The organism is Mitsuaria sp. BK037 (genome assembly GCF_014193045.1).
Lineage (GTDB): Bacteria > Pseudomonadota > Gammaproteobacteria > Burkholderiales > Burkholderiaceae_C > Roseateles.
Genome location: NZ_JACHYS010000002.1, coordinates 428,833 through 448,074, shown reverse-complemented (window position 1 = coordinate 448,074; position 19,242 = coordinate 428,833). Strand labels below are relative to the sequence as shown.

The 19,242-nt window shown below is 70.9% G+C and carries 22 protein-coding genes; 17 read left to right on the top strand and 5 right to left on the bottom strand.

All coding sequences use genetic code 11. The features are described 5' to 3' along the window. Positions 1-12: 12 nt before the first annotated feature. From FHT37_RS14105 to FHT37_RS14050, 12 genes are all read left to right on the top strand, one after another. On the top strand, positions 13-369 hold the full coding sequence (locus tag FHT37_RS14105; protein ID WP_091726626.1) for a DUF4845 domain-containing protein: 357 nt from the start codon (positions 13-15) through the stop codon (positions 367-369). Between the two features lie 26 nt (positions 370-395). After that, positions 396-1,103, top strand: a complete 708-nt coding sequence (rnc, locus tag FHT37_RS14100; protein ID WP_091726622.1) for a ribonuclease III — start codon at positions 396-398, stop codon at positions 1,101-1,103. 265 nt (positions 1,104-1,368) lie between these two features. After that, on the top strand, positions 1,369-2,292 hold the full coding sequence (era, locus tag FHT37_RS14095) for a GTPase Era (protein ID WP_091726617.1): 924 nt from the start codon (positions 1,369-1,371) through the stop codon (positions 2,290-2,292). A gap of 32 nt (positions 2,293-2,324) precedes the next feature. Further along, positions 2,325-3,101 carry a DNA repair protein RecO gene (recO, locus tag FHT37_RS14090; RefSeq protein ID WP_091726612.1) on the top strand — a complete coding sequence of 259 codons (777 nt, stop codon included), beginning with the start codon at positions 2,325-2,327 and terminating at the stop codon, positions 3,099-3,101. Then, the gene (locus tag FHT37_RS14085; protein ID WP_183482296.1) at positions 3,098-3,880 is read left to right on the top strand and encodes a pyridoxine 5'-phosphate synthase; all 783 of its coding nucleotides are present in this window, start codon (positions 3,098-3,100) and stop codon (positions 3,878-3,880) included. The genes recO and FHT37_RS14085 overlap by 4 nt, the downstream gene beginning before the upstream one ends. 70 nt (positions 3,881-3,950) lie before the next feature. Further along, positions 3,951-4,346 (top strand): holo-ACP synthase, encoded by a 396-nt coding sequence (gene acpS / locus FHT37_RS14080; RefSeq protein WP_183482293.1) that lies wholly within the window; start codon positions 3,951-3,953, stop codon positions 4,344-4,346. Between the two features lie 90 nt (positions 4,347-4,436). Continuing rightward, complete coding sequence (nagZ, locus tag FHT37_RS14075; RefSeq protein ID WP_183482290.1) at positions 4,437-5,522, top strand: beta-N-acetylhexosaminidase; 1,086 nt, start codon at positions 4,437-4,439, stop codon at positions 5,520-5,522. A gap of 83 nt (positions 5,523-5,605) precedes the next feature. Next, positions 5,606-7,015 carry an SWIM zinc finger family protein gene (locus tag FHT37_RS14070; RefSeq protein WP_183482287.1) on the top strand — a complete coding sequence of 470 codons (1,410 nt, stop codon included), beginning with the start codon at positions 5,606-5,608 and terminating at the stop codon, positions 7,013-7,015. After that, positions 7,012-8,580, top strand: coding sequence for a DUF5691 domain-containing protein (locus FHT37_RS14065; protein ID WP_183482284.1), 1,569 nt, complete (start codon positions 7,012-7,014; stop codon positions 8,578-8,580). Before FHT37_RS14070 ends, FHT37_RS14065 begins: the two co-directional genes overlap by 4 nt. Next, entirely contained in the window at positions 8,577-9,683 is a 1,107-nt protein-coding gene (locus FHT37_RS14060; protein WP_091726592.1) for an AAA family ATPase, read from the top strand. The genes FHT37_RS14065 and FHT37_RS14060 overlap by 4 nt, the downstream gene beginning before the upstream one ends. 20 nt (positions 9,684-9,703) lie before the next feature. Next, entirely contained in the window at positions 9,704-12,073 is a 2,370-nt protein-coding gene (locus FHT37_RS14055; protein ID WP_183482281.1) for a DUF5682 family protein, read from the top strand. Next, positions 12,070-13,254: a VWA domain-containing protein gene (locus FHT37_RS14050; RefSeq protein WP_147241043.1), complete on the top strand. Its 1,185-nt coding sequence runs from the start codon at positions 12,070-12,072 to the stop codon at positions 13,252-13,254. Before FHT37_RS14055 ends, FHT37_RS14050 begins: the two co-directional genes overlap by 4 nt. Before the next feature lie 30 nt (positions 13,255-13,284). Here the strand turns inward: FHT37_RS14050 and FHT37_RS14045 are convergent, their stop codons facing one another. From FHT37_RS14045 to FHT37_RS14035, 3 genes are read right to left on the bottom strand one after another with little or no spacing between them, the layout of a single operon-like run. After that, positions 13,285-13,920 carry a DJ-1/PfpI family protein gene (locus tag FHT37_RS14045; RefSeq protein WP_183482278.1) on the bottom strand — a complete coding sequence of 212 codons (636 nt, stop codon included), beginning with the start codon at positions 13,918-13,920 and terminating at the stop codon, positions 13,285-13,287. A 49-nt stretch (positions 13,921-13,969) separates the two neighbouring features. Then, the gene (locus FHT37_RS14040) at positions 13,970-14,410 is read right to left on the bottom strand and encodes a GNAT family N-acetyltransferase (protein WP_183482273.1); all 441 of its coding nucleotides are present in this window, start codon (positions 14,408-14,410) and stop codon (positions 13,970-13,972) included. Continuing rightward, on the bottom strand, positions 14,407-14,919 hold the full coding sequence (locus FHT37_RS14035; RefSeq protein WP_183482270.1) for a GNAT family N-acetyltransferase: 513 nt from the start codon (positions 14,917-14,919) through the stop codon (positions 14,407-14,409). Before FHT37_RS14035 ends, FHT37_RS14040 begins: the two co-directional genes overlap by 4 nt. 106 nt (positions 14,920-15,025) lie before the next feature. Between FHT37_RS14035 and FHT37_RS14030 the strand changes: the two genes are divergently transcribed. After that, positions 15,026-15,568 (top strand): demethoxyubiquinone hydroxylase family protein, encoded by a 543-nt coding sequence (locus FHT37_RS14030; RefSeq protein WP_183482267.1) that lies wholly within the window; start codon positions 15,026-15,028, stop codon positions 15,566-15,568. A gap of 145 nt (positions 15,569-15,713) precedes the next feature. Here the strand turns inward: FHT37_RS14030 and FHT37_RS14025 are convergent, their stop codons facing one another. Next, entirely contained in the window at positions 15,714-16,517 is an 804-nt protein-coding gene (locus FHT37_RS14025; RefSeq protein WP_183482264.1) for a TlpA disulfide reductase family protein, read from the bottom strand. A 35-nt stretch (positions 16,518-16,552) separates the two neighbouring features. Next, positions 16,553-16,966, bottom strand: coding sequence for a VOC family protein (locus FHT37_RS14020; protein WP_183482261.1), 414 nt, complete (start codon positions 16,964-16,966; stop codon positions 16,553-16,555). A gap of 100 nt (positions 16,967-17,066) precedes the next feature. Here FHT37_RS14020 and FHT37_RS14015 point away from each other — a divergent pair, with 100 nt between their 5' ends. The 4 genes from FHT37_RS14015 to FHT37_RS14000 all read left to right on the top strand — a co-directional run bounded on the left by FHT37_RS14015 (position 17,067) and on the right by FHT37_RS14000 (position 19,182). Then, the gene (locus FHT37_RS14015; RefSeq protein WP_297383098.1) at positions 17,067-17,714 is read left to right on the top strand and encodes a LysE family translocator; all 648 of its coding nucleotides are present in this window, start codon (positions 17,067-17,069) and stop codon (positions 17,712-17,714) included. A 13-nt stretch (positions 17,715-17,727) separates the two neighbouring features. Further along, positions 17,728-18,135: a VOC family protein gene (locus tag FHT37_RS14010; RefSeq protein WP_183482254.1), complete on the top strand. Its 408-nt coding sequence runs from the start codon at positions 17,728-17,730 to the stop codon at positions 18,133-18,135. Between the two features lie 49 nt (positions 18,136-18,184). Beyond that, positions 18,185-18,760 carry a putative glycolipid-binding domain-containing protein gene (locus FHT37_RS14005; RefSeq protein WP_183482251.1) on the top strand — a complete coding sequence of 192 codons (576 nt, stop codon included), beginning with the start codon at positions 18,185-18,187 and terminating at the stop codon, positions 18,758-18,760. An 83-nt stretch (positions 18,761-18,843) separates the two neighbouring features. Next, positions 18,844-19,182 (top strand): nuclear transport factor 2 family protein, encoded by a 339-nt coding sequence (locus tag FHT37_RS14000; RefSeq protein ID WP_183482248.1) that lies wholly within the window; start codon positions 18,844-18,846, stop codon positions 19,180-19,182. Positions 19,183-19,242: the final 60 nt, after the last annotated feature.

The following is a 19,242-nucleotide window of genomic DNA, read 5'->3' as shown; positions in this document are numbered from 1 at the left end:
GAGCGACGCGTGATGAGGGCACGGAAGATTCAACGAGGCATCAGCCTGCTGGGACTGCTGTTCTGGGCGGTGATCATTGGCGGCGGATCGGTGATCGTGCTGCGGGTGGTGCCGACCGTGATGGAGTACTACACGATCCAGCGCGCGATCGACAAGATCGCCAAGGATGGCCCGTCCACCGTGGCGGCGGCGCGCGACTCGTTCGAGCGCACCAAGCAGATCGAATACTCGATCGTCAGCATCGAGCCCAAGGACCTGAACATCACCAAGGTCGACGACAAGGTGAAGATCAGCTTCGCGTACGACAAGGAAGTGCCCCTGTTCGGCCCGGCCTTCCTGCTGATCAAGTACAAAGGCGAGTCGCACTGACCCGCCCGCACGGCACACCTCCGCCCATGACTCCGCAAGCGCTCGACGCCCTCCAGCAACGCCTTGGCTACCGCTTCACGCAAGCGGGACTGCTGCAGCGCGCGTTGACGCACCGCAGCTTCGGCCAGCAGCACAACGAGCGCCTGGAATTCCTCGGCGACGCGGTGCTGAACCTGGCGGTGTCGGCGCTCTTGTACGAGCGTTTCGCCGGGTCGGATGAAGGCGACTTGACCCGCATCCGCGCGCACCTGGTGCGCGAGGACAGCCTGCATCGCCTGGCGCTGCAGCTGCAGATGCCGGAGGCGCTGCGGATGAGCGAGGGCGAGGCCCGCGGCGGTGGCGGCCAGCGGCCGTCCATCCTGGCCGACGCGCTGGAAGCGGTCATCGGCGCCGCCTTCCAGGACGGCGGCTACGAGGCCGCCCGCGAGATCGTCCGCCGCCTGCTGGGCGAGACGATCGCCGCCAGCGGCATCGACCAATGGGCCAAGGACGCGAAAACCGCGCTGCAGGAATGGCTGCAGGCCCGCAAGCTGGCGGTGCCGGCCTACCGCATCGTCGAGACGCGGGGCCAGGCGCACGCGCAGACCTTCACCGTCGAGTGCGAAGTGGCCGCGCTGACGCTGTCGCGCCGCGGCGAGGGCCGCTCGCGCCGGATCGCCGAGCAGGAGGCGGCCCGGCAGGTGCTCGATGAACTGCTGGCCGGCGACCGGCCCGGCACCGGCCTGCGCGACTGACGCGGAGCCCGCGATGAACGCACCGAGACCCCCGAGGACGCCGCCGACGGCGTCCTCGTCCGATTCCCTTTCTGTTTCCGAATCCGTTTCCGATTCGCCGCCCGAATCGACGTCCGCCTCCCCGGCCGGCGCCCCCCTTCCCAAGGACCCCGCTCTGAACGCCCCGCACGCCCCCGACACCCCGCTGGACCCCAACGCCGCCGCCGCTCCCGAAGGCGGCGATGACCGGGACGAGGACCTCGATGAGGACCTCGACGACGACGGGTTGCCCGAGGTGCAGGGCGGCATCGGCGCGCCGCCGTACGAAGGCGACCAGCGCTGCGGCCTGATCGCGATCGTCGGCCGGCCCAACGTCGGCAAGTCCACGCTGCTGAACGCGCTGGTCGGGCAGAAGGTTTCGATCACCTCGAAGAAGGCGCAGACCACGCGCCATCGCATCACCGGCGTGCGCACCGTCGACGAGGCGCAGTTCGTCTTCGTCGACACCCCCGGCTTCCAGACCAAGCACAGCACCGCGCTCAACCGCAACCTGAACCGGACGGTGCAGGGCGTGCTGGCGGACGTGGACCTGGTGCTGTTCGTGGTCGAGGCCGGCCGCTTCGGCCTGGACGATGCCAAGGTGCTGTCGCTGCTGCCGCAGGACAAGCCGGTGGTGCTGATCGCCAACAAGCTGGATGCGGTGCACCGCCGCGCCGAGCTGATGCCCTGGCTCAAGAGCATGCAGGAGCGCCGCAACTTCAGCGAGTTCGTGCCGCTGTCGGCGAAGAAGGACTCCGACGTCCAGCGCCTGTTCCAGATCCTGAAGCCCTACCTCCCGAACCAGGAATGGTTCTACGAGGAGGACGCGCTGACCGACCGCAGCGAGAAGTTCCTGGCCGCCGAGATGATCCGCGAGAAGCTCTTCCGCCTGACCGGCGACGAGCTGCCCTACGAGGCGACGGTGATCATCGACCGCTGGGAGGAAGAGGGCAACCTGCGCCGCATCGCCGCGACCATCGTGGTCGAGCGCGACGCCCAGAAGGGCATGGTCATCGGCCAGGGCGGCGAGCGCCTCAAGCGCATCGGCTCCGAGGCCCGCCAGGAGCTCGAGACGCTGATGGACGCGCGCGTGTTCCTGGAGCTGTGGGTGAAGGTCCGCTCCGGCTGGGCCGACAGCGAAGAGCACCTCAGAAGCTACGGCTACGAGTGAGCGCGCCGCGCGCTCGCTGACGGTCCGCGCCCATGGCCACCCGCGCGCCGAAGCCGCCCGCCACGCAGGCGGCTTTTGTCCTGCACCACTACGACTGGAGCGAGACCAGCCTGGTGCTGGACCTGTTCAGCCGCGAGCATGGGCGGCTGGCGGTCGTCGCCAAGGGCGCCAAGCGGCCCTATTCGCAGCTGAGATCGGTGCTGCTGCCCTTCCTGCGCCTGCAGGTGACGCTGTCCAAGCCCTCGAAGATGAACGAGGACGGCGCGGCCGAGGTGCAGTCGTTGCGCGGCGCCGAGTGGGTCGGCGGACAGACGCTGCCCAGCGGTGCGGCGCTGTTCAGCGGCTACTACGTCAACGAGCTGCTGCTGAAATTCCTGCCGCGGCAGGATCCGCAGCCGGGCCTGTTCGACGCCTACGCGGCGCTGCTGCCGCGCCTGGCCTCGGTGGACGATGCACAGGCGGCGCTGCGCGCCTTCGAGCTGACGCTGCTGGCCACCTGCGGCCTGCTGCCCGACCTGAGCGTGCTGGCCACGACGCAGGCGCCGCTCGATCCGGAGCGTCCCTACATGCTGGCGCCGGAGTCCGGCGTGATCGTGCCCACGCATGACGCGCCGCAGCTCACCGGCATGGCCTTCATCCAGATCCAGGCGGCGCTGCTGCATGGCAGCCAGGCGGCGCTGCAGCAGGCCTGCGAACTCGCCGGACCGACCCTGAAGCCGCTGCTGCGCGGCCTGCTTCACTATCATCTGGGCCATCGTCCTCTGCGGACGCGGCAGGTGCTGCTCGACGTCCAGAAGCTGCTCACATGAATCCGCTGATCGCTCCCGAATCCGGTCGCCATGACGCGCGCTGCGCGCTCTCGGTCAACGTCAACAAGGTCGCGCTGCTGCGCAACACGCGGCACCTGGGCATCCCCAGCGTGACGCGCGCGGCGCAGCGGTGCCTGGAGGCCGGCGCGCAGGGCATCACGGTGCATCCGCGGCCCGACGAGCGCCACATCCGCGCGCACGATGTGCGCGAGCTCGCCGCGCTGATGAAGGCCTGGCCGCAGGCCGAATACAACATCGAGGGCAACCCGACGCAGAACCTGATGGACTTCATCCGCGAAGTCCGTCCGCACCAGGCGACCTTCGTTCCCGACAGCGAGGACCAGTTCACCTCCGACCACGGCTGGAACCTGCCGGCCGATGCTGAGCGGCTGCGTCCGATGATCGCCGAATGCCGGTCGCTGGGCGTGCGGGTGAGCCTGTTCATGGACCCGCTGCCCGAAGCGATGGCCCACGTGGCGGCGCTGGGCGCGGAGCGCATCGAGCTCTACACCGAGACCTGGGCGAGCGCCTTTGGCACGCCACGCGAGGCCGAGGTCGTGGCCGGTTTCGCCGCCGCGGCGCGCGCGGCGCTGGCGCAGGGCCTGGGCATCAACGCGGGCCACGACCTGAACCGCGACAACCTGACGCGCTTCCTGCGCGAGGTGCCGGGCGTGGCCGAGGTCTCGATCGGCCACGCGCTGATCGCGGATGCGCTCGAGCTCGGTTATGCCGAGACGGTGCGGGACTACCAGCGCTGCATCCAGCGCGCCTACGTCTGATTGCATTTGCGCACGCAAGCACCACGCAGCAGGCACGAGACGCGCACCGGGCGCGCATGAAAGGGTCGCGATGATCTACGGCATCGGCACGGACGTCTGCGACATCCGGCGCATCCGCAGCACTTTCGAACGGCGCGGGGAGCGCTTCGCCGGGAAGGTGCTGGGCCCGCACGAGATCGAGGTGTTCCGCGAGCGGTATGCCAAGGTCCCGGCGCGGGGCATCGCCTACCTGGCGACGCGGTTCTCGGCGAAGGAGGCGTTCTCGAAGGCGATCGGGCTGGGCATGCGCATGCCGATGACCTGGCGCGCCTGCGAGATCGTCAAGGCGCGCAGCGGCAAGCCGGAGGTCCGGCTGCACGACGGCCTGGCCGAGTGGTTCGAGGCCAAGGGCCTGAGAGCCCACGTCAGCGTCAGCGACGAGACGGACTACGCCACCGCGTTCGTCGTCGTCGAGACGCGGGACTGAGCCGCGCCGGCGACGCCGCCTTCGCCGCGGCCGCGACGATCAGAAACCATGCGGGCGCGACGACGCCTGTTCAACGAGAGAGACAGACCAATGACCGATTCCCTGCATTCGCCGGTGATCCTCGACATCGCGGGCACCACGCTGACCGCCGACGACCGTCGCCGGCTGGCGCATCCGCTGACCGGCGGGATGATCCTGTTCGCGCGCCACTTCGAGAGCCGCGCCCAGCTGACGGCGCTGTGTGCCGAGGCCAAGTCGCTGCGGCCGGACCTGCTGATCGCCGTCGACCAGGAAGGCGGCCGCGTGCAGCGCTTCCGCACCGATGGCTTCACGGCCTTGCCGGCGATGCGCACGCTCGGCGAGCTGTGGATGGACGACGCGATGCGCGCCGTGCAGGCCGCGACGGCTACCGGCCTGGTGCTGGCGCTGGAGCTGCGGGCCTGCGGCGTGGACATGAGCTTCACGCCGGTGCTCGACCTGGACCACCAGGACGCCTCGCGGCAGTCGGTGAGTCCGGTGATCGGCTCGCGCAGCTTCCACGCCGATCCGCGGGTGGTGAGCCTGCTGGCGCAAAGCCTCATGCAGGGCCTGGCGCTGGCCGGCATGGGCAGCTGCGGCAAGCACTTCCCGGGGCACGGCGCGGTGAGCGTCGATTCGCATGTGGGCGTGCCGGTGGACACGCGCTCGCTGAAGGCCATCCTGGCGGAGGACGTGCGGCCCTTCGAGTGGCTGAGCCTGAGCCTGTCGGCGGTGATGCCGGCGCACGTGATCTACCGCAAGGTGGACAGCCGGCCGGCGGGCTTCAGCCGCCGCTGGCTGCAGGACATCCTGCGCGACCGGCTGGGCTTCGCCGGTGCGGTGTTCAGCGACGACCTGGGCATGGCGGCGGCACGCGTCATCGAAGGCCGGCCGGTCGGGTACACCGAGGCCGCGCTGGCGGCGCTGGGCGCGGGCTGCGACCTGGTGCTGCTGTGCAACCAGAGCCTGGAGCAGGGCGGCCGCGCGATCGATGAGCTGCTGGACGGCCTGACCGTGGCGCAGTCGACCGGGGCCTGGATGCCGGCGATCGACAGCGAGGCGCGCCGCGCGGCGCTGGTGCCGCAGTCCGCGCCGCTGACCTGGGATGAGCTGATGCTCGCGCCGAGGTATCTGGAGGCGTTGGCGCGGCTGCCGTGAGGCAGTGCGGCCTTGGGGCCGCGACGGCCAGCTAGACTCCGCCCCAACTGACCGGACAACGATCAATCAGGGAGCGGGCCAGCATGACGCTGACCATGGAGGGAGTGCTGGCGCTGGCGCCGGACGAGGCATCGGCGAAGGCCGCGCGCGGACTGACCTCGCCGGCCAAGTGGCCCTTGCTCGGCGCCGATGACGCCGCCGTCTGGGGCGAGTGCCAGGGCAGCGGCTCCAAGCCGTACCAGACGCAGGTCGACCTGAGCGGTCCCGCCTTCCGCTGCTCCTGCCCCAGCCGCAAGTTCCCCTGCAAGCACGGCCTCGCGCTGTTGATGCTGCGCGCGCAGGACGCGTCGAGGTTCAACAGCGGCGAGCCGCCCGCCTGGGTCGCCGAATGGCTGGCCTCGCGTGGCGAGCGGGCGCAGAAGAAGGACGAGCGCGACCAGAAGGCCGCCGACCGCGCCGCCGAGCGCGCAGTCCAGCTCGCCGACGGCGTCGATCCCGCGCAGGCCGCCTCCGCGCTTGCCGATCCGGAGGGCGCGACGAAGCGCGAAGGGCAGCGCTGGCGTCGCATTGAAGAGGCCGCCGGCGAACTGCAACGCTGGCTCGGCGATCAGATCGGCCGCGGCCTCGGCGCGCTCGACGACGCCGCGATCCGCGGCTGGCGCACGATGGCCGCCCGCATGGTCGATGCGCAGGCGCCCGGGCTCGGGCAGCGGCTCACCGCGGCCGCCGATGGCTGGCGCGCCGGCGCGGACTGGCCCGAGCGCATGCTCGCGCGCCTGGGCCTGCTGCAGCTGGCTTGCGAGGCGATCGGCCGGCGCGAGGCGCTGCCGGCCGCCGTCCAGGCGGATCTGCGCACCGTCTGCGGCTGGCCGCTCGACCAGGCGGAGGTGCTCGCCACGGGCGAGCGCCTGACCGATCGCTGGACCGTCATCGGCGTCATCGTCGAGGAACGCGATGCGCGCCTCAACGAACGCCGCGTCTGGCTGCACGGCGCGCGCTCCGGCCGCCGCGCCTGGCTGCTCGATCACACGCATGGCGGACGCGGCTTCGAGGGGCTGTGGCTGCCGGGTTCCGGCAAGGACCTCACGCTGGTCTTCTATCCCGGCGGCGCGCCGCTGCGCGCGCTGGTCGCGGACGAGGCGCCATCGACGGAGCCGGCCTCCACCGAAGCCGCCGCGGGCGTGACCCCGCAGGCCTGGAGCGCCGAATGGGAGCGCGTCGCGCAGCGCATCGCCGCGCATCCGTTCGCGTCCCTGCATCCCGTGGTGCTCGCCAACGCGACGCCCGTCGCCTCCGACGCAGGGCCGCATCTGACCGCCGAGGGCCGCGCCGTGCCGCTGCGTCTGGGCGATGAGGACTGGTGGTCGCTGATGGCGGTCTCCGGCGCGCATCCGCTCGACGTCATGGGCGAATGGGACGGCGTGCGCCTGAGTCCCTTGACCGCATGGGCCGCCGGATCGGCGCGGCCCCTCTGGACGCGGAGCGCCGCATGAGCGCCTGGACGCCGCTGCTACCGATCGCGATGGTCGGCACCGAACGCCAGCCGGGACCGCTGCCCGAATGGTCCGGCGAAATCGGCCAACTCGCGTCGCAAGCCGCGCTGGCTGCGGACGGCCCGTCGAACCAGGTGCTGCGCGCGATGGCGGTCATCGCGGCCTGCGAGGCCGCCGGTCTGCAGGACCGCGCCTGGGCCGCCGCGCCGCCGGAACCGGCCGCGGCGGACCGCCAGCCGGTGGTCCCCGACAGGCAGGGCGAACACCTGCGGTCCTTGCTGCGCTGGGCGCTCAGCGAAGCGCCGACCCGGCTCCAACAGCAGCTCTTCGCGGACCTGGCCGCCGCCGGGCTGCGCCTGCCCGAGACGCTCCTGCCGCAGGCGCTCGAACTCGGCCGGCGCTCGGTGGCGCTGCGGGCGCCGCTGCTGCCGGTGCTCGGCGAACGCGGCCTGTGGCTTGCCCGCCAGCGCGAGGAGTGGCGCTATGCGGCCGGTGTCGGAGGCGAGGCCCTTGACGACTCGCAGTGGACCGAGGGCACGCTCGAGCAGCGCCGCGCCTTCCTTGCCCGCGAGCGCGCGGCTGATGCCGCCGCCGGCCGCGCCCGGCTTGAAGCCGCCTTGGCCGAACTGCCCTCGAAGGAGCGCGCCGATCTCGCGTCGCAGCTCGCCATCGGGCTGTCCATCGACGACGAAGCGCTGCTAGACCGCCTGCGCGCCGACCGCAGCCGCGAGGTGCGCGACGTCGCGCTCGGCCTGCTGCTGCGCCTGCCCGGCGCGGCGCATCCGCGACGCGCCATCGATCGCCTCGCACCGCTGCTGCGCAGCGAGCGTGCGCTGCTGCGCCAGCACTGGGTCATCGACGCGCCGGCCGCTGCCGGCAGCGATTGGGCCGCCGATCAACTCATCGCCGAACGCCCTCAGCAGGAGAAGCTCGGCGAGCGCGGCTGGTGGCTGTTCCAGCTGGTGCGTCAGGTGCCGCTGGCCTGGTGGACCGAAACGACCGGCATGACGCCCGCCGAGCTGCTCGGCTGGGCGCGCAAGACCGACTGGTCCGAGGCGCTGCAGCGCGGCTGGTTCGACGTGCTCGGCGCCACGCGCGAAATCGACTGGTGCGAGGCCTTCCTCGACCACGCCTTCGGCGACCTCGGCGCCGGCATCGAGTCGCACCGCGCGGCGCAGGTGCTGGGCTGGCTGCCGCAGGCCCGCCGCGAGCGCTACTGGCTGCGCCATCTGCAGCAGGGCACGCTGCCCTTGTCCGCGCTGATCGCGGCGGCAAGCGGTGGCGAGACGCTGGGCCCGCTGCTGTCGCAGGCGCTGACCGAGCAACTGCTCACGCGCGCCCGCGCCGGCACGCTCAAGGACGACTACACCGTGCGCGCGATGCTGGCCGACTTCGGCGCCGTCGTGCATCCCGACTGCCTGTCCGCCTACGGCTCGATCGCCGACCAGCGCGCGGCCGGCGAGACCGCCGCCTATGCGGACATGCTGCAGGCCGTCGTGCAGACGGCCGCGCTGCGCCGCGCCCTGATCGCTCTTCAACCGGATCCGACCCCGAGGACCCCATGACGACCACGCCCGACACTTCCGCCGCCTCGCAGGTCCTGCGCCGCCACGCGGAGCACCAGTACGCCGAGGAGCTCGCCGAGCTCAAGCGCCAGGACACGCGCCCGCGTCCCGAGAACTGGGCGATGTCGCCCTGGGCGGTGCTGCGTTACCTGATGGGCGGCACGCTGGAGAACGGCTTCGAAGTCAGCGCCAAGTACATCGGCGACGAGCGCCTGATGGAGATCGCCGTCGCGACGCTCGCCACCGATCGCGCGCTGCTGCTCTACGGCGTGCCGGGCACGGCGAAGTCGTGGGTCTCGGAGCATCTGTCGGCGGCGGTCAGCGGCGACTCGACGCTGCTGATCCAGGGCACCGCCGGCACCGGCGAGGAACAGCTGCGCTACGGCTGGAACTACGCGCAGCTGCTGGCCAACGGCCCGAGCGAGGCGGCGCTGGTGCCGAGTCCGCTCATGAAGGCGATGCGGGCCGGCAAGATCGCGCGCATCGAGGAGCTGACGCGCATCCCGGCCGACGTGCAGGACAGCCTGATCACGGTGCTGTCGGAGAAGACTCTGCCGATTCCGGAGCTCGGCGGCGAGGTGCAGGCCACGCGCGGCTTCAGCGTGATCGCCACGGCCAACAACCGCGACAAGGGCGTGAACGAGCTGTCGGCCGCGCTCAAGCGGCGCTTCAACACGGTGGTGCTGCCGGTGCCGGCGAGCGAGGACGCGGAGGTGTCCATCGTCGTCAAGCGCGTCGCGGAGCTGGGCGCCGCGCTGCAGCTGCCGGCCGAGCCGCCGGCGCTGAAGGAAGTGCGCCGCATCGTGCAGATCTTCCGCGAGCTGCGCAACGGCCGCACCGAGGACGGCAAGACGCAGCTGAAGTCGCCCAGCGGCACGCTGTCGACGGCGGAGGCGATCTCGGTGATCAACAGCGGCATGGCGCTGGCGGGCCACTTCGGCGACGGCGTGATGCGCCCGCGCGATGTGGCCTCGGGCCTGCTCGGCGCGATCGTCAAGGACCCGGTGCAGGACCAGGTCGTGTGGACCGAGTACCTCGAGACCGTCGTCAAGGAACGCGCCGACTGGAAGGACCTGTATCGCGCCTGCCGCGAGCAGTCCTGAACGCGGAGCCGCGAGAGGCCATGAGCGATCCGGTCCATTACTTCGGTGTCCGGCACCACGGGCCCGGCTGCGCGCGCAGCCTGCTGGCCGCGTTCGAGGCATTGAAGCCGGACTGCGTGCTGATCGAGGGACCGCCCGAGGCGGACAGCCTCGTCGCGGCGGTGCTCGAGGCCGACATGACGCCGCCGGTGGCGCTGCTCACGCATGGCGTCGAGGACGCGAGCCGCGCGGTGTACCACCCGTTCGCGAGCTTCTCGCCTGAATGGCAGGCCCTGCGCTGGGCGGCCGGGGCCGGCGTGCCGGCGCGGTTCATCGACCTGCCGGTGGGCGTGTCGCTGGCGCTCGAGCAGGCGGGTCAGCTGAACTCGGAAGACGACAAGCCGGACGAGGACCAGCCGGATGACGAGCAAGCGGGGGCGCAGCAAGTCGGGGCACAACAAGCGGGGGATCAGCAGGCGCAACCCGTCTCCGCCGAGACGCCCGATCCCGCGCCGTCGCGCCGTGGTGACCCGCTGGACTGGTTCGCGCGCGCGGCGGGCTACGCCGATGGCGAGGCGTGGTGGAACCACATGGTCGAGGAGCGCGGCGACGGCGAGGATCTCTTTGCCGCGATCGGCGAGGCGATGACCACGCTGCGCGCCGAATCCGGCGACGACGAGACGCTCGATCCGAAGACGCCGCGCGCGCGCCGCGAGGTGCTGCGCGAGGCGCACATGCGGCAGTGCATCCGCGCCGCGCGCAAGGAGGGCTTCGAGCGCATCGCGGTGGTCTGCGGCGCGTGGCACCTCGGCGGCCTGCAGGCGGACATCACGATGAAGGCGGACCAGGCGCTGCTCAAGGGCCTGCCCAAGCTGAAGGTCAGCAGCACCTGGGTGCCGTGGACCTATCGCCACCTGGCGCGTGAGAGCGGCTACGGCGCCGGCATCCATTCGCCGGGCTGGTACGAGCACCTGTGGCTGAGCGGCCTCGATGGCGAGCGGCGGCCGCGCGCGATCGGCTGGCTGGCGCGCGTCGCGCGGCTGATGCGCGAGCGCGACCTGGACTGCTCTTCCGCCCACCTGATCGAGGCCAGCCGGCTGGCCGACACGCTGGCCGCGCTGCGTCAGCGTCCGGCGCCGGGCCTGGACGAGTTGCACGAGGCCACGCGCGCCGTGATGACGCTGGGCGACGAGGCCGTGCTCGGCTTCATCCGCGACGAACTGGTCATCGGCGACCGACTCGGCCAGGTGCCGGCCGGCGTGCCGACGGTACCGCTGCAGCGGGATCTCGAGCAGATGCAGAAGTCGCTGCGGATGAAGCCCGAGGCGACGCAGAAGACGCTGGACCTGGACCTGCGCCAGCCCAACGACCTGGCGCGCAGCCATCTGCTGCACCGGCTGCGGCTGATCGATCTGCCGTGGGGCGAGATCGCGCGCACGGGCAAGTCCTCGCGCGGCACCTTCCACGAGCTGTGGTCGCTGCAGTGGCAGCCGGAATTCGCGCTGCGCCTGATCGAGGCCAGCCGCTGGGGCCAGTCGGTCGCGCAGGCGGCGACGGCGGCGGTGGCCGAGCGCTGCGGCGGCGAACGCACGCTGGGCGCGCTGGCCGAGCTCGTGGACCGCGTGCTGCTGGCCGATCTGCCGCAGGCGGTGATCGTCGCGTCGCGCGCGCTGCAGGATCACGCCGCGGTGACCGGGGATGCCGATCAGCTGCTGGCGGCGTTGCCGCCGCTCGCCAATGTCTTCCGCTACGGCAACGTGCGGCAGACCGACGCGGCGATGGTGGGTCATGTCTTCGACGGTCTGGTCACGCGGGCGGCGATCAGCCTGCCGCTGGCGGGCGATTCGCTCGACGACGCGGCGGCCGCGCAGTGCCGCGATCGCGTGCTGGGCGCGCAATCGGCGATCCGCCTGCGCGATCCGGGGCGGCAGACCGAGCCCTCCACGCAATGGCGAGCCGCGATCGCGCAACTCGCGGCGCGTGAAGGCGCGCATGCCTTGCTGCGGGGACTGTGTACGCGGCTGCTGCTGGACGACGGCCTGATCACGGCGGAGGACGCCGGCACGGCGATCTCGCTGCATCTGTCGCGCGCGGCCGAGCCGGGCAAGGCGGCGGCGTGGCTGGATGGCTTCCTCAACCGCAACGCGGTGGTGCTGCTGCATCACGATGGCGTCTGGCCTTTGGTCGATGCGTGGCTGAGCGGGCTCGACGAGGAGCACTTCATCCGCGTGCTGCCGCTGGTGCGGCGGACCTTCGCGCATTTCGACGCGGCCGAGCGCCGCGACCTGGGTCAGCGCGCGGCGCGCAAGGGCGGCGGCACGGCGATGGTCCCGGCGCGGGCGGAATGGGACGAGGCGCGCGCGGCATTGCCTCTGCCGCTGCTGCGCGCGATGTTGGGAGTGGACGCATGAGCGGCTCGGATGAGAGGAACGACGCGGATCGCCTGCGCCGCTGGCGGCTGGTGCTCGGCGGCGAGGCGCAGGACAGCTGCGGCGCGCTGAACGGCGACGCGGCGGAGATGGACCAGGCGCTGAGCGCGCTCTACGACGACCACGGCGGTCTGGGCGATGACCGGCGGGGGGGCCGGGGCAACTCCGCGCCGCGCGTGGCGCGCTGGCTGGGCGACATCCGCAAGTACTTTCCGAGCACGGTGGTGCAGGTGATGCAGAAGGACGCGCTGGAGCGTCTGAACCTGCGCGACATGCTGCTGCAGCCGGAGATGCTGCAGGGCGTGCAGCCGGACGTGCACCTGGTGGCCAACTTGATGGCGCTGTCGCGGGTGATTCCGGCGGGCACGAAGGAGACGGCGCGCCGCGTGGTGCGCCAGGTCGTCGACGAGTTGATGAAGCGGCTCGAGGAGCCGATGCGCGCGGCGGTGACGGGCGCCTTGGACCGCAGCCAGCGCAACCGCCGGCCGCGGCTGGCGGAGATCGACTGGCACCGCACCATCCGCGCCAACCTGCGGCATTGGCAGCCGACGCATCGCACGGTGATCCCGGAGACGCTGCATGGCTTCGGCCGCAAGGCGCGGCGGCCGCAGCGCGAGGTGGTGCTGTGCATCGACCAGAGCGGGTCGATGGCGAACTCGGTCGTGTACTCGAGCATCTTTGGCGCCGTGCTGGCGTCGCTGCCGGCGGTGAGCACGAAGCTGGTGGTCTTCGACACGGCGGTCGTCGACATGACCGAGCAGCTGGACGATCCGGTGGATCTGCTGTTCGGTGTCCAGCTGGGTGGCGGCACGGACATCAACGGCGCGGTGGCGTATTGCCAGTCGCTGATCCGCGAGCCGCGCAACACGATCTTCGTGCTGATTTCGGATCTCTATGAAGGCGGCGTGGAGCCGCAGCTGCTGCGCCGCGCGGCGTCGCTGGTCGAGAGCGGCGTGCAGTGCGTGGCGCTGCTGGCGCTCAGCGACGAAGGCGCGCCGGCCTATGACCGCGCGCTCGCGGCCAAGCTGGCGGCGCTGGGCGTGCCGTCGTTCGCGTGCACGCCGGATGCGTTCCCGGGCCTGATGGCGGCGGCGATCCGCCGGGACGACATCGGCGCCTGGGCGGCCGGGCAGGGGATCGTGACGGCGGCGAAGGGCGGTTGAAACGCGGTTGAAGCAACCGGGCCGCGACGCTCAGCGTCCTTCGCCCTGTGCCATCTTCGCGAACCAGGCCGACTGGCCGGTCTTGTTCAGCTGGTACCAGGCCTCGAGCGTCTGGTGCTCGTAGACGTCGAGCGTCTCGAAGATGGCGCGCGCGAAGTCCAGCGCCGACATGCCGCCGGCGGTGATCAGCCCGCGGTCGATGACGACGGGCTCGTCGACGTAGCGGTCGCTGCCGCCGTATTCCGGCACGCCCTTCAGGTAGGCCAGCGCGTTGCTGGTGTGCTGGCGGTCGTCGAGCACGCCGAGCCGCGCCAGGCCCGCCGTGGCGCCGCAGATCGCGGCCACGCGCTTGCCGGCATCGAGGAACTCCTTGGCCTTCTTCGCTGCTTCCAGGTGCTCGCCCTTGTCCCAGCCGGCGCCGCCGGGAAGGATCAGCAGCTCGCTGTCGTCGGGAAACAGCGTCGAGAGCCGGATGTCCGGCATCACCGACAGCCCGCCCATCGATCGCGCCAGGTTGGCGCCCGCGGCGGCGACGGTCTTCACCTGCCAGGTGCCTGGCGATTTCTGGAATTCCGGCGTGTTGATGCCGGCGACCGCATAAGCGGCCTCCCAGTCGGCGAAGCCCTCGAAGAGGTAGAGATGGACGGTGCGGGATGGAGCGTTCATGCCGCAAGGGCGGCAAGGTGCGTGCCCGCGGCTCGGCGTCCAGGGGAGATCAGACGCCGGTTTTCTTCACCATGAAGCACTTGGAGCCCGCCGCGCCGTGGCCGGGGATCTCCAGCTGCATCGTGTAGCCGAGGCGCTCGTAGAAAGGGCGCGCCTGGAAGCTGAAGGTGCTCAGGTAGAAGGTGTCGCAGCCGCGCTCGATGGCGCGCTGCTCGAAGGCGCGGACGACGGCGCTGCCGACGCCCGCGTGCCGATGCGCGGCGTCGACCCAGAGCCGCTGGAGTTCGCAGCACCGCCCGAGCGTGCGCCCGACCGCGCCGGCGATCATTCGTCCGCCGCCGTCGTAGGCGGCGCTCGAGATCGGCTGCTGTCCGTCGAAGGCACCGCGATCGCCGAAGGCATCGTTGTACTGATCCAGGCCGGCGTCGACGAGCGCCTCCAGCCCGGGCTTGGGAACGTCGAACGTGGTGATGGTGAAGGGCGTGGTCATGCGCGGGCCTCGAGGGTGAGCGGCTTGGCGAGACGGACCATGAGGGTCTGCGTCAACTCGTTGGGCGCACGCTCGACTTGCACGAAGCCGTTGCGCGCGTAGAGCGCGATCAACGGCGCGTTCGTCGATGAGGTCCAGGTGCAGCACTGGGGCAGGCCATGCCCTCGGAACCACGACTCGGCGCGCGCGAGCAGTTGCTGCGCGACGCCGAGCCGCCGTGCCTGCGGCACGACGTAGGTCGTGGAGACGAGGCCGAAGGGCGTGTCGTCCGGGCCCGCTTCAATCCGATAGATCGTGTGCCCGACGATCGCGCCGGTTGCATCCTCGGCGATCACCACTTCAGCGGCGCGCCCGTCCAGATGCCACCGTACGCGATCGCGCAGCCAGTCCATCGAGTACATGCCGCCGCCGGCCTCCTCGCCTTCGACCTCGACGAGCGTCGCCCGCATGCGCTGCGCGATCAGGTCGATGGCGGCGGTGTCGTCGAGCGCGATGGTGCGGAGTTGCATGGGGACATACGAGATGAAGGGTCGGAGGATGTTACGTGCCGACGCGACGAGGACCGCCGGGAAAGCGCGGAGACACCCGTCGAGTCGCGCGCCGATACTTGCGGCCATGGACCTCACAGCCTCCTTGCGCAGCGGCGAATCGCTGGGCGACCGCCTTCTGAAGGTGAACCATGCTGGCGAGCATGGCGCCGTCCACATCTATGCGGGCCAGATCCTGGCCGCGCGATGGACCGCAGCGTCGATGCTGCCCGCCTTGCGTGAATTCAAGGCGCATGAAGAGCAGCATCGCGGGATCTTCTGGACAGAGCTGAAGCGGCGTGGCCGCCCTCGCTGTCGGAGCTACTGGCTCTGCGCGGCGGGCAGTCTGTTGCTAGGGGCCGTCACGGGCCTGCTCGGACGCAAGGCCATCGCTGCGACGACGGTGGCGGTCGAGCGCGTCGTGCTTTTTCATCTCGACGAGCAGGTCCGAGTGCTGCAAGGCCACGATGACGCTGCTGTGGCCGCAATCTCCAAGATCGTCGCGGACGAGCGGGAGCATTTGAGCGCCTTCGCCGAAGACGCCGACCGGCCTAGCGCATGGACACCGCTCCTGACGGTCATCGTGTCCGCATCCACGCGGACCGTGATCTGGCTCGGCTTGCGGCTGTGAGTTTGAAGGCCTCGATGGACCGCTTCCCATTGCTGCCGGCGCCGATCGCGTTGCTGTCGCGACTGGGGTTCGAGCCGCTCCAATCGAACTCGCCGAGACCGTGGACATCGAAACGACCGATCGTCTCTACCAGCGACTGCACGGCTCAGCGCAGCCGCGTCAGCATCGCCTGAAGGGCAGGCTCCGACAACTCGCCGGTGCGCTTGGCCACCAGGCGGCCGGATGCATCGAAGAGCAGCGTCGTCGGGTAACCCGCCTGCTGGAAGGTCGCGCTCGCCTGGCGCCGTTCATCGATGGCGACGTTGTCCATCGTGAGGCGCTGAGCGCCCAGCCACTTCGCGACATGGGGCGCGTCCTCGCCCTGGTTGATGAACACGAAGCGCACGTCGGGGCGATCGCGCTGCGCCTGCGCGAGCATCGGCATCTCGCGCACGCAGGGCCCGCACCAAGTCGCCCACAGGTTGACCAGCACCGGCTTGCCGCCGTGCGTGGCGAGGTCCAGGCGCTCGCCGTTCAACTGCGTGAACTGGAGCGCCGGCAGCGGCGCGGAAGCGGGCTGCAGCGCGAGCTGGATCTGCCCCGCGACGATCAGCGCCGTCCCGATCGCCAGCGGCACCGTCGCCGGCACGCGCAAGCCCGGCGCGTTCCTCAACCGGAAGGTCGCGTACATCCACATCGCGATGATCCCGATCTCGGGCGACCAGCCGCCATCACGGAGGTTGAGGACGCTGAGCGGATGCTCGACGTAGAGCTCCTTGTATTGATAGAGGAAGCCCAGCCGCGCGAACAGCAATGCGACGAGCAGGCATCGCCAGAGCAGCGGCCCGGCATCCAGCTGCCGCCGGCGGGCAAGCACCGTGGCCACGGCGCTCGACACCGCGACCGCGATGCACAGATGGACGAAGGTCCACGGCAGGACCAGGGGGCCGATCGCGACGGCATCGCTCATCGCGTCCCTCCGGGACATTGCGGGCCGCTCATCGATCAGGTGGCGAAGATGCCGTCCGTCGACGCGAAGCCCTTGATCTCGATCGGGTTGCCCGAGGGGTCGAGGAAGAACATCGTCGCCTGCTCGCCCGGCTGGCCGGCGAAGCGGACGCTGGGCTTGAGCACGAACTCGATGCCGCGCGCCTCCAGCTGGTCCGCGAGCGCGCGCCACTCGGGCATCCGCAGGATCACGCCCAGGTGCGGCATCGGGACCAGGTGATCGCCGACCTTGCCGGTGTTGCCGGTCTTGAACGGCTCGCCCAGGTGCAGCGAGATCTGGTGGCCGAAGAAGTCGAAGTCGACCCAGGTGTCGGTGCTGCGGCCTTCCTCGCAGCCGAGCACGTCGCCATAGAAGGCGCGGGCATCGTCGAGGTCGCGCACGTGATAGGCCAGGTGGAACAGCGATCGCATGGGGCACTCCCGCTCGAGGGTCAATCGATCGGGCGATCCTAGCTGCGAGAACGCCGCCGTTAACATCGCCGCTTCCTGTGTCGTGCGCTGGGAGTTCGTCGTGGATGTGACCGCTTGGTTGGGCTTTGTCAGCGTGGCGCTGTTCGTCACCTTCACGCCGGGACCGGCCGTGCTGATGGCGATCTCGAACTCGCTCAGCGTCGGGCCGCGGCGCGCGATGGTCGGCTCGCTGGGCAATGCGATCGGGCTGCTGGCGGTGTCCGCCGCGACGACGGCCGGGCTGGGCGTGCTGCTCAGCACCTCGGCCAAGGCCTTCCTCGTCGTCAAGCTGCTGGGCGCCTGCTACCTGATCTGGCTCGGCATCAAGCAATGGCGCCAGGGCGAGCGCATGGCCTCGATCGCGGACGGCGACGCGGCCGCGGCCGAAACGGCGGGGCTCTCGCGCCGGGCGCTGTTCCTGCGCGGCATCCTGGTCGCGCTCACGAATCCCAAGGCGATCCTGTTCTTCACCGCGCTGTTTCCGCAATTCATGAATCACCCGGAGACGGCGATGCGCGACTTCGTCGTGCTGACGGTGACCTTCTCGCTGTGCGCCGTGCTGGCGCATGGCTTCTACGTCGTGCTGGCCCGCGCGCTGCGCCGCGGCCTGGCCTCGCCTCGCCGCGTGAGGATCATGAACCGCAGCTTCGGCGCGTGCTTCGTGGCGCTGGGCGTGAGCCTTCTCGGCTGGCGCGGGCGGACGCAGTAAGCGCGGCACCGCCATGTTTTCCCACGTGTTCATCGGCGTCGGCGATTTCGACCAGGCGCTCGCGTTCTACACGCCGCTGATGGCGGCGCTCGAGCTGCCGCAGCGCTTCTGCGACCCCTCGCGGCCCTGGGCCGGCTGGCAGTCGGTGCCGGGGCCGCGACCGCTGTTCCTCATCGGGCGTCCTTTCGACGGCATGGCGCACGCGGCGGGCAACGGCCAGATGACGGCCTTCATGGCCGACTCGCGCGCGATGGTCGATGCCGCCCATGCGGCGGCGCTCGCGCACGGCGGCCGCTGCGAAGGTCCGCCAGGCCTGCGGCCCGAGTATCACGAGCACTACTACGGCGCCTACTTCCGCGATCCCGACGGGAACAAGCTGTGCGTGGCCTGCCATTCGCCGCCGGCGCCCTCGCAGGATTGACCCGAGCGGCTCTCGCACGTCGATTGCCCTGCCAGGGACAGGAGCCGACATGTTGCCCATCCCCCGCACCGTTTGCTGGATCCCGAGCTGGAGCGCTTCGCATCCGGACGTCGGCATCGAACATCTGCGCCTCTCGGAGGGGCAGGCCGACGGGCTGGTCGTTGCGATCGACGACGAGCGCGGACCGTTCCGCCTCCATTACCGCTTGAACTGGGACGCGCAGTGGTGCCTGCGTGATGCGGCGCTGTCGCTGATCGTCGGGGAGGGTGTCGCCGCACGCACGATGGGCCTCGCCACCGATGGGCAGGGGCACTGGACCGACGACCGCGGCGCGGCGCTCCCCGCGCTGGAGGGCTGCCTCGACATCGACATCTGGCCCACGCCGTTCACCAACAGCTTCCCGATCCGGCGCGTGTCCCTGGCGGTCGGCGAGCGGCGCGAGTTCCGCATGGCGTGGGTCGATGGCACGGCGTTGACCGTCCGCCCTCAGGCTCAGGCCTATACGCGGCTCGATGAGCGGCGCTATCGCTTCGAGTCGCTGGATGGGTCCGGCTTCACCGCGGACCTGGAGGTCGACGAGCACGGCCTGGTGGTGGATTACCCGGGACTGTTCCGCCGCGTGTGAGCCAGCCGCTTCGCGCCACAATGCGCCGCGATCCGGGCCGGCCCTGGCGCCGGCCTTCCTTGCCTTCCGTCCGACACGACCCCATGAGCCTGCGAGCCACCTTCATCGACTACCTGCGCCGCTACGAAGCGAAGGACCTGGACGGCATCGCCGCGATGCTCGCGCCCGAGGTGACGCTGCGCGACTGGAACCTGTCGGTGAAGGGCCGCGACGCCGCGGTCGCCGAGACGCGCAAGAACTTCGAAGCCGCGGCGTCGATCCGCATCGAGGTGCTGCGCGTGCTCGAAGGCGACCGCTCCGTCGCCGGCGAGCTGCGCATCGTCGTCGACGGGCACATCGAGCTGTTCGTGGTCGACGTGCTGGACTTTGACGACGAAGGCCGCATCACCGCGATCCGGGCCTACCTCGGTCGCGGAGACTGATCGGGCCCGCGAGAGGCGGTATTGGCGAAGGGGCGGGCACCCGTGATAAGGTCGCGGCGC

Bases quoted from the DNA above. Each gene is read 5' to 3' on its own strand.
- FHT37_RS14105 (WP_091726626.1), top strand. From the start codon at position 13: ATGAGGGCACGGAAGATTCAACGAGGCATCAGCCTGCTGGGACTGCTG.
- rnc (WP_091726622.1), top strand. From the start codon at position 396: ATGACTCCGCAAGCGCTCGACGCCCTCCAGCAACGCCTTGGCTACCGC.
- recO (WP_091726612.1), top strand. From the start codon at position 2,325: ATGGCCACCCGCGCGCCGAAGCCGCCCGCCACGCAGGCGGCTTTTGTC.
- FHT37_RS14085 (WP_183482296.1), top strand. From the start codon at position 3,098: ATGAATCCGCTGATCGCTCCCGAATCCGGTCGCCATGACGCGCGCTGC.
- acpS (WP_183482293.1), top strand. From the start codon at position 3,951: ATGATCTACGGCATCGGCACGGACGTCTGCGACATCCGGCGCATCCGC.
- nagZ (WP_183482290.1), top strand. From the start codon at position 4,437: ATGACCGATTCCCTGCATTCGCCGGTGATCCTCGACATCGCGGGCACC.
- FHT37_RS14070 (WP_183482287.1), top strand. From the start codon at position 5,606: ATGACGCTGACCATGGAGGGAGTGCTGGCGCTGGCGCCGGACGAGGCA.
- FHT37_RS14065 (WP_183482284.1), top strand. From the start codon at position 7,012: ATGAGCGCCTGGACGCCGCTGCTACCGATCGCGATGGTCGGCACCGAA.
- FHT37_RS14060 (WP_091726592.1), top strand. From the start codon at position 8,577: ATGACGACCACGCCCGACACTTCCGCCGCCTCGCAGGTCCTGCGCCGC.
- FHT37_RS14055 (WP_183482281.1), top strand. From the start codon at position 9,704: ATGAGCGATCCGGTCCATTACTTCGGTGTCCGGCACCACGGGCCCGGC.
- FHT37_RS14050 (WP_147241043.1), top strand. From the start codon at position 12,070: ATGAGCGGCTCGGATGAGAGGAACGACGCGGATCGCCTGCGCCGCTGG.
- FHT37_RS14045 (WP_183482278.1), bottom strand. From the start codon at position 13,920: ATGAACGCTCCATCCCGCACCGTCCATCTCTACCTCTTCGAGGGCTTC.
- FHT37_RS14040 (WP_183482273.1), bottom strand. From the start codon at position 14,410: ATGACCACGCCCTTCACCATCACCACGTTCGACGTTCCCAAGCCCGGG.
- FHT37_RS14035 (WP_183482270.1), bottom strand. From the start codon at position 14,919: ATGCAACTCCGCACCATCGCGCTCGACGACACCGCCGCCATCGACCTG.
- FHT37_RS14030 (WP_183482267.1), top strand. From the start codon at position 15,026: ATGGACCTCACAGCCTCCTTGCGCAGCGGCGAATCGCTGGGCGACCGC.
- FHT37_RS14025 (WP_183482264.1), bottom strand. From the start codon at position 16,517: ATGAGCGATGCCGTCGCGATCGGCCCCCTGGTCCTGCCGTGGACCTTC.
- FHT37_RS14020 (WP_183482261.1), bottom strand. From the start codon at position 16,966: ATGCGATCGCTGTTCCACCTGGCCTATCACGTGCGCGACCTCGACGAT.
- FHT37_RS14010 (WP_183482254.1), top strand. From the start codon at position 17,728: ATGTTTTCCCACGTGTTCATCGGCGTCGGCGATTTCGACCAGGCGCTC.
- FHT37_RS14005 (WP_183482251.1), top strand. From the start codon at position 18,185: ATGTTGCCCATCCCCCGCACCGTTTGCTGGATCCCGAGCTGGAGCGCT.
- FHT37_RS14000 (WP_183482248.1), top strand. From the start codon at position 18,844: ATGAGCCTGCGAGCCACCTTCATCGACTACCTGCGCCGCTACGAAGCG.